The organism is Stenotrophomonas sp. STEN054, from assembly GCF_056854535.1.
The window spans coordinates 1-19246 of record NZ_JBXFWG010000051.1; the positions used below are offsets into that span (position 1 = coordinate 1).

Sequence of the window (19246 nt, forward strand, 5' to 3'; positions counted from 1 at the left end):
TCGGACCGCCTCGATCTTGAACTCATCGGTGTACCGCTTCGTGCTCATAATCACCTCCGCCTAAGCCATAGTTTATGGCTGCGAGGTGTCTACGGAACCCTGGGCGATTCATTCCCTCGCTGTGGGTGTGATGCATCCGTTGCCGTAAGTTCTACGCCGGTCCGCGCCTACGGGCAATCAGAACCGTGTGAATTGCTTCACAGGTTTGGAGTTCCGTCCCAGCCCATGAGACACCCCCACGTCATCCTCCCCTCCCCCCAGGAGGATGACCATGACCCCGATCGACGCCGAGTGGCTGGAAGACTTTGACCACGCCCTGCTGAGCCTGTTTGCCACCACCCGCCGCGAGGCCGGCATGGATGCCTACCTGCTTGGCTGCTATGCCGATCTGGATCCGCGCGAGGCGGCCATGGCCTACGGCAACGACAACGACCTGGCCCGCACACCGTTGCTGTGGCCGATGCCGGGATTGGTGCTGCACAGCTAAGCCGTGTCGCATTCGGCACGCCTCCAACGCAGGCGACGCAAATCGACTGTCGCAATCGGAACCACGCGTTGCTGCAAACCGTGCATTTCCAGGGGTGTTCGGGCAGTTACTTAACAATGCTCGAAACCATTGCACCGCAAAGCATTCGCACTGTGCCTTGCATGCAACAATGCCGTAAGCGTCAACACTTGCGGCCTCTCAGGGCTACGGTTTCTTGGCATCTCGCAACCGTGCGAGTACACCTTGGCATTGCCACCTGACACGGGTGGCGCGGGCGTCGAAAACCCGTCTATGTGCCAGATGTTTACGCTTGTCAGCCGGCGTCACGTTCGCGTGGCGCCGGCTGGCAATCCGTTCGCGTTCCATGGCGGGCGGTGCGTGGGGGCTTTCGAGCCCGCCGGTCTGGCACTAACCGGTTTTCGAGCCACGCATCGTCCCGCCACCTCTATCGGTGGCTCTGCTGTTTTTCTGCACGGAGCACTGCCATGAGCGCAACGAAACTGCCTGATCCAAGTACCCAACTCGATCCAGCCAACGCTGATCACGAGGATGACCCGGCGACCGACCCCAACGGATTTGTCGCCACCCTGCACCGCATTGGCGGGGGCGCCGCTGCCGATGGCCAGCCTTGGCACGAGCGCAATCTGAGCATCGGCCGCTGCATGCAGATGGCCGACGCCGACTGTGCGCTGAGTGCCCTGCGTGCCGTGGGCGAGATGGCCCTGGCCAACGAGCGCACGCGGCAGAACGGCGCGCCCAGACAGTGCATTGGCGACCGGCACATGGAAGGGTTGCTGATGGCCGTGGTGGCGTTGACCGCATTGGCGACCGAGCGGGTGCAGGGGCAGCGGTAAACCCGTGCTTCGGCCTGTTCTCGATCACGCGCAAGGAGCTTCACCATGACCCGCACACCGGCACGCCGGTTTGCCTGCGCCGCGCTGGTGGCCGTACTGGCTGCCAGTGGCTGCGCGCAGGAACCCTCCCCGGCGTTGGATGACGACATCATCGCCCTGCTCACGGGCACCAACAGCCCCCGCACGGTGAACGGCCGCACCTACACGGCGGAGCCGGTGGAGGCCAGCCTGGGCCCGCACCGCTTCATGTTCCCGGCCAATCTCTACTACAACCAGATCGGCCCGTTTGCCGGCGGCGCGGTGATGCTGTCGGTGTTCTGGCCGGGCCTCCACGCTGCGCCGCCGGGCAATTACCCTGAGCGGTCGGTGGAGGATGGGTATCGGCAGGTGACGATCGAGCTGCGGTATGTGGGTGCCGCGGGGGCTGCGGAGTACCTGGCGCCTGATTTGAACGGGCGCGTGGCGCTGCCGCCGATGCTGGGGCTGACGCCTTATGCGATGGACCGGTCGTGGGTGTCCCGGGATACGTGGGAGGTGGCGCCGGATTGGTATGTGGTGCGGGATGGAGATGGGCGGGTCAGGACGTTCATCAGCTGTGACTCGCGAGAGTACATGCCGGATGGGTTGAGGATGGTGGATGGGAGGCTTGTAAGGTCTAGTGGGGATCGGGTGGCGATGTGCCGGCATTCGGTGGTGGATGGGGAGGATGGCGTGGCTGTGGAGATGAGCTATGCGCGGGTGCTGCTGCTGGACTGGGAACGTCTTGATGGGACGGTTAGGTCCCTTGTTCAGCGGTCCAAAGTCCAGGCATAAGGCGGCTACCTTGGCCCGGCTGCTCTGGAATCACGTGATGCGCGCCGCCTATAGTTATGGCGACCACCGCAAGGGACGCGCTGATGGACGTTGGACGACTCGGGATGACTTCCCTGCTTGCGGCGCTCACCGCGTGGGCGCCTGCTGCTGACGTTGGAGCCAGCAGTTCAAGCAAACCACCGGTTCACGGGAAAGCGCCGGGGGAGCCACTGGATGCAGGCGTGCTGCAGAAGCGTCTGATTAGCTATGCAGCTTCCCTGCATGGAGCCTTAGATGCGTCGGAAGAAGCGTTCTCCAGTGCAATGAAGGTCGCGCTGACGCCGTTTGAGCCAGGACGTGCCGGTAGCGAGGCCGAAAATCAGCCGATGGCTGGTGGCTATGCGTTCCACGCCAGCTATGGCGGCCTGGCGGGAGGTATGAAGATTCCCTATCACGGCGTCTCCGTTTTCAGACCGGACGACAAGCCGCTCACAGATGATCCTGACGCACCCTGCTTCTGGTCTTCCGCAGCTGCAGGGCAAGCTCTGATAGAGAGCGGTTACACGCGAGGCGGCGAACGCCCGTATCAGAGAGGGCGCTTGCAGCAGTACCGCCGCACCTCGTCCGACGGCACCACGGTCTTCTATGCCGATCTGCTGACTTACATTGCGGGCGGTGCGGCTGCGGACACCTGCGTCTACGAGGTGCGATTCGCGGGGGACGTTCCATGAAAAAAGTTGATGCGCGCTTAGATGCGATACTTACGTGCGTGGGAAGCAGCGCGGGCTTTTTCCAGTAACCACGCCCTGCGTTGGATGAATCCATCCTTATGTCTGCAGCTTCAGACATAGACACTTTGCGCGGTTCTACTCTTAGGCTTACGTGCCTATCCAAGTTCGAATCTCTTCAGCGAGCGTGCTTTCGCTAAGGAAAGGATCTGCTTCAGGTGACGCCACCCACGCAAATTTCCTTACTCGAATATTGCCGATTGCGGCCGGCAAGGGCACCAAGCCATCCTCCCTGTGCCTGAAGCCCACGATGAATCCTCTCTGCGCTTCAAATCCAGATGCGAATGCAACGATCTGATTGAAGCTCGCACGGTCCCAATCACCCCCGAAGTACTTGTACTTGACGTCTCCCACGATGCGGCCTCCATCCACGACAAGGTCGGGATTGAGCGTTATCCCGCCCTCCGTCAGACGAAGCCCACGCTTCCTCACATCAGTTGGTGACAGCGCACTTGCGAGGATATTGCGTAACCCACTCTCTACTATGCCTGGCGTTGGAATCAGGAAGCAGGTCCCGACGACATTGCCCGCTTCAATGGATGCACCTCGCGACGCCAAAACGAGCTTAGCGAGCGGCAGTACTCTTGAGTAGCGCGCATGTAGGCGTGTCGCTTGGAATCGCCAATCATCTTCACGCAAGACACCCACGGGGCCCATCGCCAATACGAGACGCCGCGCGCGCCGCCTCTGATACCCGTCGATAGCCGGGTCCGACGCAACAGCGGCGCAGCTTGCCTTCATTAGGCGATTAATCGCCGCGTCTTCGTCTAGCTCCGAATAGGTGCAATGAACCGCGACTCGACCAGAGAGGCTCGCCAGAACCGTGGGGACCGGCTGCACAGAGCCTCTCACATGAGATAGCTCCTCGTCATAATCACTGTAGTCCCGATGTAGCCCAAGTCGAACCACCTTCTCGGCTTCCGCCAGCAGCCATCTACAGACCAATTCTCGCAACTCTTGCGAGCTGCCGACGCGAGCTGGCGAGTCATCCACCCTCGGCGCCACCTCAGACCTCCCCATAAGGTGGGAGAAGTGCCTTAACGGGATCTTAGGGACGATCTGAAGCTCTAGATCGCCTAAGCGAACCACACCCACTACGTTCCTAAATTTTAATGTGTGCGTTCCGTTAGGCCGATACCCGACGCTAATCACAGATGCTGATTCATCCGAGTTGCTGCCACCGTCGAAATCGGTTTTGCGCTTTGATCCCCACCAGTTCAGGCGCCCGGCCATCCGACGACCAATCTCTTCTAATGCGTGAACTTGCTGATCTGATAAGCGAACGGAGCATTCTCGGTTTTCTTCGAGAACCACCTCAGACAGCATAGTCAGGCCATAACTGATTGACGCTCAGGGCGACCATGCCGTCCGGCTGATCGTAGTAGTACTCCTCAATGAGGGGTAACAATTTTCGCATCCAAATCTCACGCAGAACTTTTGGGGACATATCGTTGCGCATGAAGAAGGAATGGCCGATAGTGTGGTGTCGGTCCAAATCCCTCGTGAGATGCTCATTGAGCCTGGACAGCCCTTCAATCACGGCTGCTGAGGGTAGAGCTATGGAGCTGAAGTAACGCTCCAAGACATGCACATCGGGGGCAAGCTCAAAAATCTCGAAGCGGCGCCGCATCGCCGCATCAATGGAGCGAATGCTGCGATCCGCAGTGTTCATCGTTGCGATGAACTTCAGGTTGGAAGGCAACTTGAACTCCTTAGAGAGCTGCAGACTTATGGTCTGATCCCGATACTCAAGAAGATACAGTAGCTCCCCCATCACCCTTGGAAGGTTTGCCCGATTCGCCTCATCCATGATGATGACGTAGGGGTGATGTGGATCGTTGAGATGTCCAGCCCTACGCATATCACTCACTACTTGCAACACTATGCCGGCCGTCACCTCAAACGAAACGCCTGAAGGACCTGCCACTGGGCGCAAACCTTCAATGAAGGCCTCATACGTGTAGCTGGGGTGGAACTGCACTAGTCGCACCGCACCCGTACGACCTCTAGTTAGGTAGGCTGCGAGCCTCTGGGCTACCCAGGTTTTACTGGTGCCAGGTGGACCAGCCAGAATCAGCTGCGGCTGACTCCCTGATAGGCAATCAATCATGCTGCCGAGTGCTCCTTCGGTGAGAAGCGTCTCAGCTGCCAACCATGACATGTCGAGGTCCAACTCGAGATCGACTGACATGTCTGACCCGTCCGCGTCAGTAGGATCCTGGGCGTCACCGTCTCTTAGGTACGAGTCGTTGAGTCGCTCGTACACGTAACCGAAAGCGTTCTGATTCACCACGCTGCTAGAAGTGGAGAACCCGTCAACCAAGTCCAACTCTTCTACTGGGAAGGGCTCCATGAACTCGATTGCCTCAACTTTGAACCACGTCTTGTATGCGCCATTGGCGCTATCGTTGAATCTGTTTCCTTCATCGTAGGTCCCTGGTAGCGAGGGCCATGGATTGGCCATCCCACCAGCAGACGGCGCGCAGCGTATCGTCCCCACGTGCGCTATGGCGACGATCTGCCGCCTGCCGCCATTGATGTACAGCGTGAAGCCGCCTGACAGCTCGTCACGGACGCCCTCGCGGAGCCTGAATGTCCAGCCGCTTGCCCATCCGCCATGGCTGTCTATGCCTTCTCGTACAGAGGCAAAGTCCCTAGAGATTGTCTGCCATGTCCCTACGAGTGCAATTCGTCGACCAAGTCCTGGCGCCACCTGGCCTTTGTGAGCATCGACGACTACGCCGTAGGCCTGCAAAGCGGCCTCAAGATCGGCGATCAATGCTTCGTCGGAGGGGAGTTCGTCCACACCGTAGTACTTCGACGCGATCGTGGACGCTTCATACATGCGCGCCTTGCTGCCGCTGGATCGGAGATCTATGCTTGCGGAGAAATCGAAGCCCGCTCCTGCAAGACTGGGGATGAGTGCCCTCACCCCATCTGCACGGTCATTCAGCCGTCTAACGGCCTCCTTGCGATGAAGTGACTCGAGCTCGGTGACTCCTTGGGCGAGAGTGAGGTAGACCCCGTCCCCAGCCTCGCTGAAGAGATACACCACGTAGACCCCACGCTGGGTGGTGGTGGTCTCTCGTCTGTCAAGGATGGACAGCCAGGGGATTGTTGCCCAGTTTCCCTTGCCGTAGCTCGCTACCACTTTTAGCTGCTCGTTGCGGGCAACAGGTGGAACGTTATCTACTGCTTCCTTTAGCTCCCGAAAGACTTCGGCTACCTCATTCTCGCCGCCAAAGCTGACTTCAGACCTCGCGCGCTGATACGTCCTGAGGATCGTACGAAGCATGCCCCTTAGCTCCTGGGCTTCTTGGCCTGGCAGTTGATTTGTCATATGAGGCTCCTAGCCGCCGTCTGATGCCCAATTACAGAACGGGCCAATTGCGACAACAGTATCGGAACGCCATAGCGTTCATCAATCAATTCTTGGGGCCGCCATCAACTAGTACATGTATTGACCCACTGACTTCCTGCGCAGGCGTTGCTTTTCCTCAAGGAGGCACCGATGAGCGAAATGATGGAAGAAGGAATCAAGCGTCGAAACACCAGCTAGAATCGCGGCTAGCCGTTGAGACCATCCAGGGCAAGGCGATGGCAGCTACTTCAAGCCCGCAGCCCGATCAGACCCCGGCGCGGATCGATAGATCAGTGGGTGCACCGGCATGTTTCGGGAGCCAAGTGCACGCTAGTCGGCAGATTGCTGATTGAATCACCTCCTAGAACTGAAATCGCCCTCATCAGGCACTGATGATGACCCCGGATGCGGCCTTTGCCGCTTTGCTGACCGCATGAGCTTCTCAGTAAGCCATGAGTCATTTCAGTCACGTACTTCCTTGTCTTCACACGCCACCAAGCGTTGCCAATGTTTGATAGACGGACGGGACAGGATCGCCGCGCGCAACTGTACGCGCGGATTCCTACTCTGTAGCTCCACATTGATCAAACCAGCTTCACCCACGTGTGGGGCTGCGCCGCGCAGCAGCCAAAAGGCTCTCCAACGTGCACTTGAGCACCTACGTCCAGGCAGCCCGCCTCACTATCGAATTGCCAAGCAAATCATTTCGATAGGAACCCTTTCCGAAAACAAGGATGCGTCGATGCATGAACGAGTTGACAGTCCGCGGTTGCGCTTTTTTGCCGCGGACTATTTCCGTGCCAATTTGTTCGTCGTCCAGCACCAGCCTAGGGCTTAGGCATACTCAGACTAGCTCGCCAGAACCTCCCTCTGCAGAGCTGTAGGCTCTTAAGCACAGAGCACCTGACAGGACCCCGCTGCCTGGGTGACCTATGCGTCAAGCTTTTGACAAGCGGCAAATCATTGCAAATATCTAAATAAATTGATATCAATCAATTTTTCATCCCGCAATTTATTTACCGTCCATCACGGAAAACACAAATGGAAATTGATCTCGAAGCTGTACTAGACACTCCCGATCACACTGTGGACATGAAGTCTGGGCTGGAAACGCTTCAAGGTTTATCAGATGCAGCGCGAAAGATCGCGATCGCGTTCGCTAACGACAAGGTCATACAGCGAATTAACTACAAGAGCGACATCCGCACGAAGATGAAACAGAGCTTCAAGGGCTCTTATGGGCTGCGGTTTAGTATCGAAGTAATGGGGCGGAAGGAGCAAAGCGCTATAAATGAGATCGGAAAATCTACGTTTATAGAGCTACTTTCATACACCATGACGGCGGCAAGGTATGGAACACCGAAACGAATTTCAGTTAGAGCTCGCGACGTTCTCGACAACATGAAAATGAGTGAACTCGAACTGATTGAGGAAATAAGAAGCTCTTGCATGCGCAAGATTCATAAAGTACCCACCAAATTCAATCATGGAGTTTCGCTGAATTACAGGCAGCGAGGCGGTGACACGGTAGCCATTGCAAAGTTCAGCAAGCGATCGGCAAAGCTACTGGATGCTTCACTTGATCATAAAGAGCGAATTGTTAGGGCCTCAGTATCACGACTAAACATCAACACCGGGAACGGAAGGCTCAAGCCGGTCGGCGAGAAGAAGACCTTTGCATTTGGTTTTTCGGGAGACTATGCGCTAGTCGACGCAAACTTGCGGAAGCAGTTTTCAGAGAATTTGGATCGTAACAACGGCGTCCCAGAATCGAAGCGTTCGCTAATAAGCTTCATCGCACAAGCGATTCAACTCAATGACGGAAGGATCGTCAAGTACATCGTAAGGCGAATTAAATGAACTGGCGAGTTGGGGCGGTGTGCTCCGCCATAATTGTTACTGTCCTTGCCACCTATACCTACTTCTTCGCGTTCGTTTTTGACCTTCCAATATCAAATGATCCATCCAATTGGGGCGCCCTTGGCGATTACTTTGGAGGAATCTTAAATCCACTACTTTCATTCATTTCGATCATACTGATCATCAAAACAATCAGACTCCAGCAGAGTGAGATGGCGCGTACAGAGAGGGAATCCAAATTACGATCATTCGAAAGCAAACTATTCTCCCTAATCGCCATTCAGTCCGAACAGATAAGTAAATTAAAGTTGAAATTCGAATGCAGCGATGGGGCGCAAGTTGAGAAACATGGAAAAGCCGCAATCTTCGAGCTTGAAGAATTGATATCCACTCTACTTGAGAAAGGAGTTAAGCCAAATCTCGCACTTATGCTTAACCACCTGGATTGCGATGACAGCCTTGGCAGCGCAGTGAGGGCGTTCTACGTTCCACTTCATACGATATCAAAGGATCTATCCGATGACCGGGGATTTTCGAAGTCTGAACGACTTGACAGCATTGAAACCCTCATAAACTTCACTGATTTTTCTTTGTTAAGGATTGTAATGTTGATCTCTAGAAACGAGAACAGCGCTGCCGCTAGATATATCAGAGATAACACAGAGCTAGGAGATATTCTGACAAAGCTCCAATTTTGCCCATGGCCATTGGATGTCGATTGATTTACGTCTAGCATGCTCACAGGAGTCGCTGCTGGCTAGGGAGGCGCCGCGCTTCCGAGCGTTTTAGCAAGATGTACATGCGCGACGGGGCGTGTGATCACCTAAGTGAAGACCACAGAAGCAAACGCCGCCGTCGGTTCAATTTTTCGAGGGCGACTGGCAAGCTGAAACGACTGTCTATCGCTGCTGAAGCAGCATGGCGCAGTGCCGAGAATGAGTCACAAGCAAACTGCCACGAGAATGCGGTGCCTGAGGGCTTCCTTAGTGCGCTAAAGAAAGGATGAAGCGACGGATCTACCCGACCCGGGACGATGCACACCGTGGGGTGTTTAACCACACCGAAAGTTCTGCAACCCTATCCGCCGCCACGCCTCGACTGGCGACCTCCCCGTGCAGAGTGTGAACGGCGCTGCGGGCGAAGCGGTTCATGAACGTGCGCAGAAGTCCAGCCGGCTCAGGAACCGATGCTGTGTCCGGCCGTCCTGGGAACTGCGGGAGTCCATCGCGGACTGAGGCTGGAGAGTTGCTCGCTAGAAGGAGCGGCTTCCCTTCTTGTGAGTACGTCGGGACTGATACTCTCAGTCCCCGACGGATTCAGATGCAGCGCTAATGGAAGGCTTGCATGACGCGACCTACAGCTACTTGCATAGAAAAATGGCCATGTAAATCGAAGCAAGGCGCGCGCGCCCATTCTATCACCCTAGAACGTCGCTCAGCATAGAAGTTCAAGCGCAATCCCAACTATACCGACCTCAGCTTATTAACGAGAACGTTGCCGCCGCCGTCAACTACCTGCGTCGGACTACATCCAGATTGCTTGGCCAAGAACGTTTCTTATTCGACTAATAACGACGTCACCAACGTAATAGACCGAATCGAGCTGCTCGTCAGTTGCAGATGCGAGATCCCCAACGGTAGAGAATCCAGCGGTCTTGAGGGCATCTATCCGTCCCACACTCAAGCCATATGGGTAGAGCTTGGATTTGACCAGGACATCTAAGGGCTGAAGCATAATAGCAAGGTCTTCTGTTGCAGGCGTTTCGGGAACCTTCAACGCGCTGAGAGTACTTGACCTACCAAATTGTACAGCCTCTTCTCGAGCCTTCTGGAACCATCGATCGAAGAGGTCACGCGTTAGCCTCGAACCTGATGACTGTTCCAATAGCGAACATAAGTTGAGAGCATAACGAGCGCCCCTCCCACCAGACTTCATGGCGCGAGACGCCTCTCGCTTGGTCATAAACCCTGCATATTCGAGAATTTGCAGAGGCTTCGCCAACTTTTCATCGACATCTCTGTGCACAATGACGTCGCGGGGATTATTTGATTTACCACCAGCCTCTTCGAAAATCATTTGAGCCACGTCGGTGGCAACACTTACCATAGGCTCATACATGCCGAGCTTTGGCTTGATTTCCTGCAAAAGTGGCCAGTAGTAATTTGCTGCCAAGTCAATGAGCGTCTCTGACAGCTCCGGCAAACCGATCTTTTCGCCGGCCGCGCTTCGCTCCTTCAGCTTATTGCATGCAAATACAAATCCCCGCATGTTTCCGAGAACGGACTGAGCCAAAAAGCCGGCGACGGCACGCCTATCGAGACCAGAACTAAATGCATTGTCGAAGTAATCCGGATACCTGGCATCCATCACCTCAAGAAATGTCTCATTGAAGTCCGGCAGCTCTTCACTGCGCAGCAAATCTACAATCGTGGAGTCATTGTAGACATCAAACCTAATGCCAAATTTTGTTACGCCAGGATAGATTGCGGCCTTGCAAGACACTGCACTGCCAGACAAGGTGCGATAGATATCGAAAAAGTCTTCTAATGACGCCTCTCGTCCCAGATGGGCTGCATCATCGAAAAACAGTACTAAACGCCGTCCAATTCGGCTGGCTAACTTTGAAAGTTCATACTGAAGGGAGCCAGCATCTGGCTCGGGAGAGAAATCATCCGCACGGTCACCCAATGCGTCGCGGACTGACCTGATGATTATCTCACAGAGAATGCGTCCATATGTCTCACCGCTACTCTTCAGAAGAGGAGCGTGCCTGAGACTCATATAGATCCCCACGGCAGGGGCATCTTCATTACTGACCGAAAGCTGCTTAGAGGCAGCGATCATGAAAGCGCTTTTCCCGGAACCACGCCCCCCCCTCAGCAAGACGGGCCCATGCGCCAAAAGCGTTCGAATTACGCGCTGATCGTTCTTTGAAGGAAACTTATGGAGGTCGTCAAAAATTTGGGGCTCGCAATCTTCGGCGGCAAGCACCAATCCCGCATCATAAAGGTGGCCAGATACAACGTTCATGCAATTATCTCCACCTGCTCAAACCAGTTAATTTTTTCACACGCACTCCCATATTCGATCCTACCTACAGGGTGCTCCATGAAACAAGTAACAAATCCGAGCTCAGCAATGTCCCGAATTGTCCTTTCAACTAACTGACTAATAGTGAGCCGATCCGGAGCAACCAGATCGAGCACCGATTCGTAGTGAACCGCCTTGGATAATTCCGAATAGACAGCTCCCAGCCCCCCCCGCTTCCCGCTACAGAAAGCCGGAATCGGCCTCGTCTTTAGTTCTGATATCCAATTTCCGACGTGCCGCGAATGGTCGAAGTCGTAAAGCCGCTTCAGCGCTGGCCTCCAAAGCAACTCATCGTAGTACATCCCGAGTAGCGCTCTCACCATGCTTTGTGGATCCATCTTTTCTGTCCATGCTTGGGCATTCGGCGGATCTTCTGCCATCACATCACCTTGCCAGCGCATTGCCGCCCGCCAGGGCTTGGCCCTATCGTAATTCGGGCCTGTCTGGATTCGCTGAATTGACAATACCCGGAAAGGATCGATACGACCAACTAGCCCAGTTAGAGATACTTCAAGCATCGACCTCACAAGGAATGGAGCGAACGTACAGAACCGCTCATCATCTTGAGCAGAGACCAATGCAAGTTGCGAAAGTAGAAACTTAAAGTTCCGCTCCAAGAACTCAAGAGATGCTCGAAGCTCCCCGCCTACCGGAAGCGCCTCGGTGTCACCGAATATCAAACTTGTCGGATTGGTCGAAAAGTCCATTTACATTTTCCAAAGTGAGCCATCAAAAAGAGAGCGGCCTTGGCCGCTCTCCTTCCTACACTATTAAGCACTCTCCAGATCAAACCCCAACAGGGTTAGCCTTCTCCGGATCAATCTTGTACTGCTTGATCGCTCGGGCCACGTCCTTACCCGTCATCTTCCCATCCTTCGCAAGCGCCGCAATCGCAGCATGCGCGACGTAGTACCGGTCAACCTCGAAGAAGCGACGCAGGTTCGCACGGGTATCCGAACGACCGAAGCCATCCGTACCCAGCACGGTGTAGCTCATCGGCACGAACGCGCGGATCTGGTCCGCATACGCACGCACGTAGTCGGTGGCGGCAATCGCCGGGCCCTGGCGGCCTTCCAGCAGCTCGGTCACGTAGGCCTTGCGCTGGTCGCCTTCCGGGTGGAAGCGGTTGGCACGCTCGGCATCGAAACCATCGCGGCGCAGCTCGTTGAAGCTCGGGCAGGACCAGATGTCGGCGGTCACGCCGAAGTCCTTGTCCAGCAGCTCGGCGGCGGCAATCACTTCACGCAGGATGGTGCCCGAACCCAGCAGCTGCACGCGCAGCTCGCCCTTCTTCGGCTTGCCGGCGTCGGTCAGCAGGTACATACCCTTCACGATGCCTTCGGCTGCACCTTCCGGCATTTCCGGGTGGGTGTAGTTTTCGTTCATCAGGGTCAGGTAGTAGTACTCGTCTACCTGGTCTTCCATCATGGCCTTGGTGCCGTGCTGCAGGATCACCGTCACTTCGAAGCCGAAGGTCGGGTCGTAGCTGCGCACGTTCGGGATGCCGCCAGCCACCAGGTGGCTGAAGCCATCTTCGTGCTGCAGGCCTTCACCGTTCAGCGTGGTGCGGCCGGCGGTGCCACCCAGCAGGAAGCCGCGGGTACGCATGTCGGCGGCCTGCCAGGCAATGTCGCCCACGCGCTGGAAGCCGAACATACTGTAGTAGATGTAGAACGGCAGCATCGGCACGTTGCTGACCGAGTAACTGGTACCGGCCGCCATCCACGAGCTGATGGCGCCCGGCTCGCTGATGCCCTGCTGCAGCACCTGGCCGCTCTGGTCTTCGCGGTAGAACATCAGCTGGTCGGCGTCGACCGGCTTGTACTTCTGGCCGAACGGCGCGTAGATGCCGATCTGGCGGAACAGGCCTTCCATACCGAAGGTACGGGCTTCGTCGGCCACGATCGGCACGATGTGCGGGCCCAGTTCCTTGTCGCGCAGGGTGATGTTCAGGCTCTGCACGAAGGCCATGGTGGTGGAATAGCTGCGCTCGCCGCTGCTCTTCAGCAGGCGCTCGTAGGTTTCCAGCTTCGGTGCGTTGAAGCTCTTGTCGGCCTTGCGGCGGCGCTGCGGCAGGTAACCGCCCAGGGCGCTGCGGCGCTCCTGCAGGTACTGCACTTCCGGCGAATCCGGGCCCGGGTGGTAGAACGGCACCTGGCCATCGGCCAGCTGCGCGTCGGTCACCGGAATGTTGAAGCGGTCGCGGAAGTGGCGCACCGCTTCGTCGTCCAGCTTCTTGGTCTGGTGGGTCGGGTTCAGTGCCTCACCGGCGCTGCCCATGCCGTAACCCTTCACGGTCTTGGCCAGGATGACGGTCGGCATGCCCTTGGTATTCACGGCCTGGTGGTAGGCGGCGTACACCTTGTGCGGGTCGTGGCCACCACGGTTCAGGCGCCAGATGTCGTCGTCGCTCATGCCGGCCACCATTGCAGCGGTTTCCGGGTACTTGCCGAAGAAATGCTCGCGGGTATACGCGCCGCCGAAGGCCTTGCAGTTCTGGTATTCGCCGTCGACGGTTTCCATCATCAGCTTCTTCAGGACGCCATGGGTGTCCTTGGCCAGCAGGGCATCCCAGTAACCGCCCCACAGCAGCTTGATGACATTCCAGCCGCCGCCACGGAACACGCCTTCCAGTTCCTGGATGATCTTGCCGTTGCCGCGCACCGGGCCGTCCAGGCGCTGCAGGTTGCAGTTCACCACGAAGATCAGGTTGTCCAGGCCTTCACGGCCGGCCAGCGCAATCGCGCCGAGGGTTTCCGGCTCGTCGCTCTCGCCGTCGCCGATGAAGCACCACACCTTGCGGTCGCTCTTCTCGATCAGGCCACGGTTTTCCAGGTAGCGCATGAACTGCGCCTGGTAGATGGCGGCCAGCGGGCCCAGGCCCATCGACACGGTGGGGGTCTGCCAGAAGTCCGGCATCAGCCACGGGTGCGGGTAGGACGACAGGCCACCGCCGTCCACTTCCATGCGGAACTTGTCGAGCTGTTCTTCGTTGATGCGGCCTTCCAGGAAGGCGCGCGCGTAGATGCCCGGGGCGCTGTGGCCCTGGATGAACAGCAGGTCGCCCGGGTGGCTGTCGCTCGGGGCGCGCCAGAAGTGGTTGAAGCCCACGTCGTACAGGGTGGCGCCGGAGGCGAAGGAGGCGATGTGGCCGCCCAGGTCGCCCGGCTTGCGGTTGGCACGCACGACGGTGGCCATCGCGTTCCAACGGATGATGGAGCGGATGCGCCATTCCAGTTCCGCGTTGCCCGGGCTCTTGGCCTCCAGCTGCGGATCGATGGTGTTGACGTATTCGGTAGTGGGCGAGAACGGCAGGTACGCACCCGAACGACGGGTCAGTTCCACCATGCCTTCCAGCAGCTGATGCGCGCGCTCGGGGCCCTCGACATCAATGACGGCCTTCAACGACTCGATCCACTCCTGGGTTTCCACAGGATTGGTGTCGTTGTTCAGCACTTCGTTCAACCAGTTCATTAGCGCTCCCATTACCGCACGCACGCGCGCGACTGTTGTATAGATATCTAGACCGCAAAGTGTAGCGCACCAAGGGCTTTCGTCACTTGGCTACGCTGCCGTATGGAGGTGTTTGCACTCTGTCCGCAAGGTCTGTCCCCGGCTGTCCTGGTGGCGGACAGTCTGGTTTTTCAGGCACCTGCGGCCGGCAGGTCAGCCTGCCCCGTGTCGCGTCTGCACCGCTGTCTTCATCGGCAGGACGCAGTGTTACCGCTGGCGATGACCGTTGTAGGGCAAGGCCTGCGCTGCTGTAGGGGCAATCCGGGCGCTGGCGCTGAACCGATGCCAACATGTCGCCCTTGCCTCTGGATTGCCAGGGCGCGTGGCCGGAAGCTGCATCGCGCAGGCAGCCCCTTCCCCTGCGGCGCCCGCCACCTCGCGCCGCAGCTGCTTCGCCCAGAACCCACCGCAGCGTTGCGGTGGGTTCTCTCGTTGGGCCCGCCGTGGCCGTAACGCATCACGCGTTTGGCCCGAATCTGGACTTGTCCGGTCCGGCTTATCGATATATCGTTTGCACACTCGCTACCGATATATCGAAATGGCCCGGACCTCCACTGCCAAGGCGCGCAAGGAAGACGATGCGCCCGCCGTCCCCCGCCGCAACGGCCAGCCGCGTGTGCTGAGCCGGGGCGACCTGCGCCTGCTGGTGCTGGCGCTGATCGGCGAACAGCCGCGCCACGGCTACGAGCTGATCCAGCACATCAGCGGCCTGTTCACGCAGGCCTATACACCCAGCGCCGGCACGATGTACCCGCTGCTGGCCAGCTTCGAGCAGGCTGGCTGGGTGGAATCGGAAGAAGAAGACGGCCGCCGCGTGTTCCGCATCACCGCCGCCGGCGAGTTCGAGTTGAAGGTGCAGCGCACCCAGGTGCGGCTGGCCCAGCGCCGCGCCTTCGACCGCGCCCGCGAGATCACCAAGGCCTCGCTGCCGCCGCCGCTGGCCACCGCGCTGCGCGAGTTCAAGCAGGCGCTTGTGCGCCACCACGGCCGCTGGAGCGAGGGCGAGGCCGAAGCGGTGGCCGAGCAGCTGTCGCGCGCCTCGGCGCTGCTGAACGGTGCGCTGGGCGATGGCCCCACCCCTGTAACCCCGACCGAGCCAGACTGAAGCCCGCCAGGTCGTTTCCCCCGACCCGCGCGCGATGCCGCGCGCTTACCTGCACAGGTACTGCAATGACCCAACATGAAAATTCGCGCCTGCGCCTGGATGTGCGCTTCCGCCACCTGACCGTGCTGCGCACCGAGAGCGTGACCCCGCACATGCGCCGCGTGGTGCTGGGCGGCGCCGACCTGGCCGGCTTCGATTCGCCCGGCCCGGACGACCACATCAAGCTGTTCTTCCCCAACAGCAGCGGCGAGATGGTGCTGCCGGTGATGACCGCCGAAGGCCCGCGCTACCCCGAGGGCAAGGAGCACTCGGTGGCGCGCGATTACACCCCGCGCTGGTGGGACCACGAGGCCGGCGAGCTGGCCATCGACTTCGTGCTGCACGACCAGGGCATTGCCGGGCCGTGGGCCGAGCGTGCGCAGCCGGGCGACCCGCTGTCCATCGGCGGCCCGCGCGGCTCGTTCGTGGTAGCTGACACCTACGACGCCTACGTGCTGATGGGCGATGAAACCGCGCTGCCGGCCATCGCCCGCTGGCTGGACGTGCTGCCCGATGGCGCCGAAGTGCAGGCGTATATCGAAGTGAGCGACGAGGACGAGCGCCAGGACCTGCCGCAGTACGAGAACGTGCGCATCCACTGGCTGGAGCGCAACGGCTTCCCGGCAGCCAGCAGCACGCTGCTGGAAGACATGCTGACCGACTTCGAGGCCCCGGAGGGCGACACCTTCTACTGGATCGCCACCGAATCGCGCCGCGCGCGGATGATGCGCAAGTTCATCGAAGGCCACCTGGGCGTGCCGCGCGACTGGATCCGCTCGACCGGCTACTGGAAGGCCCACCCGGACGAAGCCGACGGCGATTGATGCCGGCGGGGCGGGTGCGGACCGTTGGTCCGCACCGCCTTGCCCCGTAGAGCCGAGCCCACGCTCGGCTGCTTTTCGCTCCCTGTAGAGCCGAGCCCATGCTCGGCTGCTTTTCGCTCTCTGTAGAGCCGAGCCCACGCTCGGCTGCTTTTCGCTCTCTGTAGAGCCGAGCCCACGCTCGGCTGCTTTTCGCTCTCTGTAGAGCCGAGCCCACGCTCGGCTGTTCCCCACCGCAGCCGAGCACAGGCTCGGCTCTACAGGAACGCGCGGCAACGTTCTCTGCCACAATCGCGCTCCTTTCCCGCACCTGTGAGGCCCTCCATGGGCAAACTGACCCTGGCCGGCATCGACAAGCTGCGCACCCGTTTCGCCGATGACGCGGCCTGCGACACCGCCCTGGCCGCCTTCGCCGACCCCGCCGCCGCACGCGCACCGCTGCGCGAGCTGCTGGAGGCCGAGCACCGTTATCTGCAGGCCGAATTCGAAGTGGCCCAGGTGGCCGACATCCTGCGCCGCGACCAGAAGTACGCCCCGGTGGGCCGCCCGTCGGTGCATATCGTGCAGCTGCGCAAGCAGCAGGCCGCCACCAAGCAGGCCGCCCTGATCGCCCGCAACGTGGTGGCCCAGGCCGCGCAGACGTTCGTGCGCGTGAGCGGGATGACCGTGAAGGCCAAGCAGAGCCCGAGCGAAGCGTGCGCCGCGTGGTTGATCGCGCAGCGCTGAAACCGCTGGGATTCGGAAAACGACGGCGGGGTCGGGACGAACGACGACGGCGTTCGGGAAAACAATGACGGGGTAGAGTCGACTGTTAGTCGACTATCGCGCGCAGCGCGGGGTTTTTGGCTCCCCGCCAAGAGCAGTCGACTAACAGTCGACTCTACCGAAAGCAGGTTCGCGCGCGGGCCCACCGAAAGCAGGTTCGCGCGCGGCCCCACCGAAAGCAGGTTCGCGCGCGGCCCCACCGAAAGCAGGTTCGCGCGCGGCCCCACCGAAAGCAGGTTCGCGCGCAGGCCCAACCAATAGCGGAATTCCGCGCTGGCGCACCGGGGGGGTACCCCGCGCCCCCCGCCCCGAAAAAAGAAGGCCCGCTTTTCAGCGGGCCTTCTGCCTTCTCACGACGAGTGAGCGGGTTACATCACGCTGCCGGCTTTTCGCCGGTGGCTTCGGTGGTGATGCGGATGTTCACTTCATCGCTGACGTTCGGGGCGTAGGCGCCGACGCCGAAATCGCTGCGCTTCAGGGTGGTGGTCGCATCGAAGCCAGCGGCCGGAACCTTGGCCATCGGGTGCTCGCCACCGCCGTTGATGGTGACGTCCAGGGTGACCGGCTTGGTGATGCCCTTGATGGTCAGGTCGCCGGTGACGGTCAGCTTGTTGGTGCCGGCCGCTTCAACCTTGGTGCTCTTGAAGGTGGCATCGGCGAACTTGGCGGCGTCGAAGAAATCGGCGCTCTTCAGGTGTTCGTCGAACTTGGCGGTGAAGCTGTTCAGGCCGCTCAGCGGCAGCTTCACTTCCACGGTGGACTTGGTCACGTCTTCGGCGTTGTACACCAGGGTGCCTTCGGCGTTGCCGAAGTGCGCGCTCGGGTGCGAGAAGCCGAAGTGGCTCCACTGGGCCAGCACGTCGGTGTGGCTCGGGTCGAGCTTGTAGGTGCCCGAGGCGATCTGGATCGCTTCGGCAGCCGGGGCGGTCGGGGCCACGGTGGACGGGGCGGCAGCCTGCTCGGTGGTGGCCGGGGCGGCGGCATCGGCAGCCGGGGCAGCGGTGTCGGCCGGCTTGGAGCAGGCGGCAATGGCCAGGGTCAGGGCCAGCGGCAGCAGCAGTTTACGGGTGGCGCTCATCTGAGGAACTCTCCGGAATCGTAGGGTGGGTACAACGGGGGCCGCCAAGGCGGCGGCCCGAAACCGATACAGCGACTTACGCGATGCGCGCCGCTTCGTCGAACGACAGGCGCGGCAGACGGGGGAACAGGCCCGAATCGTCACCGTACCCCAGGTTGACCAGGAAATTCGACTTGATGTGGGTGCCGGCGAAGAAGGCCTCGTCGACCTTGGCATTGTCGAAGCCGGACATCGGGCCGGCATCCAGGCCCAGCGCGCGCGCGGCCAGGATCAGGTAAGCGCCCTGCAGGCTGCCATTGCGGAACGCGCCTTCGTAGCGGCCTTCACGCGGGCCGTCGAACCAGGCCTTGGCATCGGTGTGCGGGAACAGGTACGGCAGCTTCTCGTGGAAATCCTGGTCGAAGCCGACAATGACGGTGACCGGCGCAGCCAGGGTCTTCTCGTGGTTGCCTTCGGACAGTGCCGGGGCCAGCTTGGCCTTGGCTTCGGCTGACTTCACGAACACGAAGCGCGCCGGGCTGCCATTGGCGGCGGTCGGGCCCCACTTCACCAGCTCGTACAGGGCGTGCAGCTGGGCGTCTTCCACCGGCTTGTCGAGGAAGGCGTTCTGGGTACGGGCAGTGCGGAACAACTGGTCCAGTGCAGCAGCATCGAGCGCGTGGGACATCGGTAGTTCTCCTGGCAGCAAAAGGG

The 19246-nt window shown here is 59.4% G+C and carries 16 protein-coding genes and 1 pseudogene; 10 read left to right on the forward strand and 7 right to left on the reverse strand.

Annotated elements, in window-relative coordinates; translation table 11 throughout:
* Nucleotides 1-271 precede the first annotated feature (271 nt).
* The 4 genes from AC1VXD_RS16740 to AC1VXD_RS16755 all read left to right on the forward strand — a co-directional run bounded on the left by AC1VXD_RS16740 (nucleotide 272) and on the right by AC1VXD_RS16755 (nucleotide 2864).
* Nucleotides 272-487 (forward strand): hypothetical protein, encoded by a 216-nt coding sequence (locus tag AC1VXD_RS16740; protein ID WP_482992986.1) that lies wholly within the window; start codon nucleotides 272-274, stop codon nucleotides 485-487.
* 485 nt (nucleotides 488-972) lie between these two features.
* A complete protein-coding gene (locus tag AC1VXD_RS16745) occupies nucleotides 973-1341 on the forward strand; it encodes a hypothetical protein (RefSeq protein ID WP_482992987.1) in 369 nt (122 codons plus the stop codon).
* A 45-nt stretch (nucleotides 1342-1386) separates the two neighbouring features.
* On the forward strand, nucleotides 1387-2154 hold the full coding sequence (locus tag AC1VXD_RS16750; protein WP_482992988.1) for a hypothetical protein: 768 nt from the start codon (nucleotides 1387-1389) through the stop codon (nucleotides 2152-2154).
* 104 nt (nucleotides 2155-2258) lie between these two features.
* A complete protein-coding gene (locus AC1VXD_RS16755; RefSeq protein ID WP_482992989.1) occupies nucleotides 2259-2864 on the forward strand; it encodes a hypothetical protein in 606 nt (201 codons plus the stop codon).
* Nucleotides 2865-3011: 147 nt separating this feature from the next.
* Here the strand turns inward: AC1VXD_RS16755 and AC1VXD_RS16760 are convergent, their stop codons facing one another.
* Nucleotides 3012-4247 carry a 5-methylcytosine restriction system specificity protein McrC gene (locus AC1VXD_RS16760; RefSeq protein ID WP_482992990.1) on the reverse strand — a complete coding sequence of 412 codons (1236 nt, stop codon included), beginning with the start codon at nucleotides 4245-4247 and terminating at the stop codon, nucleotides 3012-3014.
* Nucleotides 4237-6216, reverse strand: a complete 1980-nt coding sequence (locus AC1VXD_RS16765; RefSeq protein WP_482992991.1) for an MrcB family domain-containing protein — start codon at nucleotides 6214-6216, stop codon at nucleotides 4237-4239. The genes AC1VXD_RS16760 and AC1VXD_RS16765 overlap by 11 nt, the downstream gene beginning before the upstream one ends.
* Nucleotides 6217-7323: 1107 nt before the next feature.
* Here AC1VXD_RS16765 and AC1VXD_RS16770 point away from each other — a divergent pair.
* From AC1VXD_RS16770 to AC1VXD_RS16780, 3 genes and pseudogenes are all read left to right on the forward strand, one after another.
* A complete protein-coding gene (locus AC1VXD_RS16770; protein WP_482992992.1) occupies nucleotides 7324-8142 on the forward strand; it encodes a hypothetical protein in 819 nt (272 codons plus the stop codon).
* Entirely contained in the window at nucleotides 8139-8864 is a 726-nt protein-coding gene (locus tag AC1VXD_RS16775; protein ID WP_482992993.1) for a hypothetical protein, read from the forward strand. The genes AC1VXD_RS16770 and AC1VXD_RS16775 overlap by 4 nt, the downstream gene beginning before the upstream one ends.
* A gap of 168 nt (nucleotides 8865-9032) precedes the next feature.
* A pseudogene (locus AC1VXD_RS16780) lies at nucleotides 9033-9295 on the forward strand (IS3 family transposase); the annotation flags it as partial.
* Between the two features lie 371 nt (nucleotides 9296-9666).
* On the opposite strand, the gene AC1VXD_RS16785 reads toward AC1VXD_RS16780, so the two are convergent.
* The 3 genes from AC1VXD_RS16785 to aceE form a co-directional block, all read right to left on the reverse strand.
* A complete protein-coding gene (locus AC1VXD_RS16785) occupies nucleotides 9667-11172 on the reverse strand; it encodes a hypothetical protein (RefSeq protein ID WP_482992994.1) in 1506 nt (501 codons plus the stop codon).
* The gene (locus AC1VXD_RS16790) at nucleotides 11169-11939 is read right to left on the reverse strand and encodes a hypothetical protein (protein ID WP_482992995.1); all 771 of its coding nucleotides are present in this window, start codon (nucleotides 11937-11939) and stop codon (nucleotides 11169-11171) included. The genes AC1VXD_RS16785 and AC1VXD_RS16790 overlap by 4 nt, the downstream gene beginning before the upstream one ends.
* A gap of 79 nt (nucleotides 11940-12018) precedes the next feature.
* On the reverse strand, nucleotides 12019-14706 hold the full coding sequence (gene aceE / locus AC1VXD_RS16795; protein ID WP_482992996.1) for a pyruvate dehydrogenase (acetyl-transferring), homodimeric type: 2688 nt from the start codon (nucleotides 14704-14706) through the stop codon (nucleotides 12019-12021).
* 577 nt (nucleotides 14707-15283) lie between these two features.
* On the opposite strand from aceE, the gene AC1VXD_RS16800 reads away from it, so the two are divergent.
* From AC1VXD_RS16800 to AC1VXD_RS16810, 3 genes are all read left to right on the forward strand, one after another.
* Nucleotides 15284-15850: a PadR family transcriptional regulator gene (locus AC1VXD_RS16800; RefSeq protein WP_482992997.1), complete on the forward strand. Its 567-nt coding sequence runs from the start codon at nucleotides 15284-15286 to the stop codon at nucleotides 15848-15850.
* Between the two features lie 65 nt (nucleotides 15851-15915).
* Nucleotides 15916-16713, forward strand: a complete 798-nt coding sequence (locus AC1VXD_RS16805; protein ID WP_482992998.1) for a siderophore-interacting protein — start codon at nucleotides 15916-15918, stop codon at nucleotides 16711-16713.
* Nucleotides 16714-17034: 321 nt separating this feature from the next.
* A complete protein-coding gene (locus AC1VXD_RS16810) occupies nucleotides 17035-17436 on the forward strand; it encodes a hypothetical protein (protein ID WP_108767534.1) in 402 nt (133 codons plus the stop codon).
* A 412-nt stretch (nucleotides 17437-17848) separates the two neighbouring features.
* Here the strand turns inward: AC1VXD_RS16810 and AC1VXD_RS16815 are convergent, their stop codons facing one another.
* Nucleotides 17849-18553, reverse strand: coding sequence for a YceI family protein (locus tag AC1VXD_RS16815; protein WP_482992999.1), 705 nt, complete (start codon nucleotides 18551-18553; stop codon nucleotides 17849-17851).
* 76 nt (nucleotides 18554-18629) lie between these two features.
* A complete protein-coding gene (locus AC1VXD_RS16820; RefSeq protein WP_482993000.1) occupies nucleotides 18630-19220 on the reverse strand; it encodes a malonic semialdehyde reductase in 591 nt (196 codons plus the stop codon).
* Nucleotides 19221-19246 lie beyond the last annotated feature (26 nt).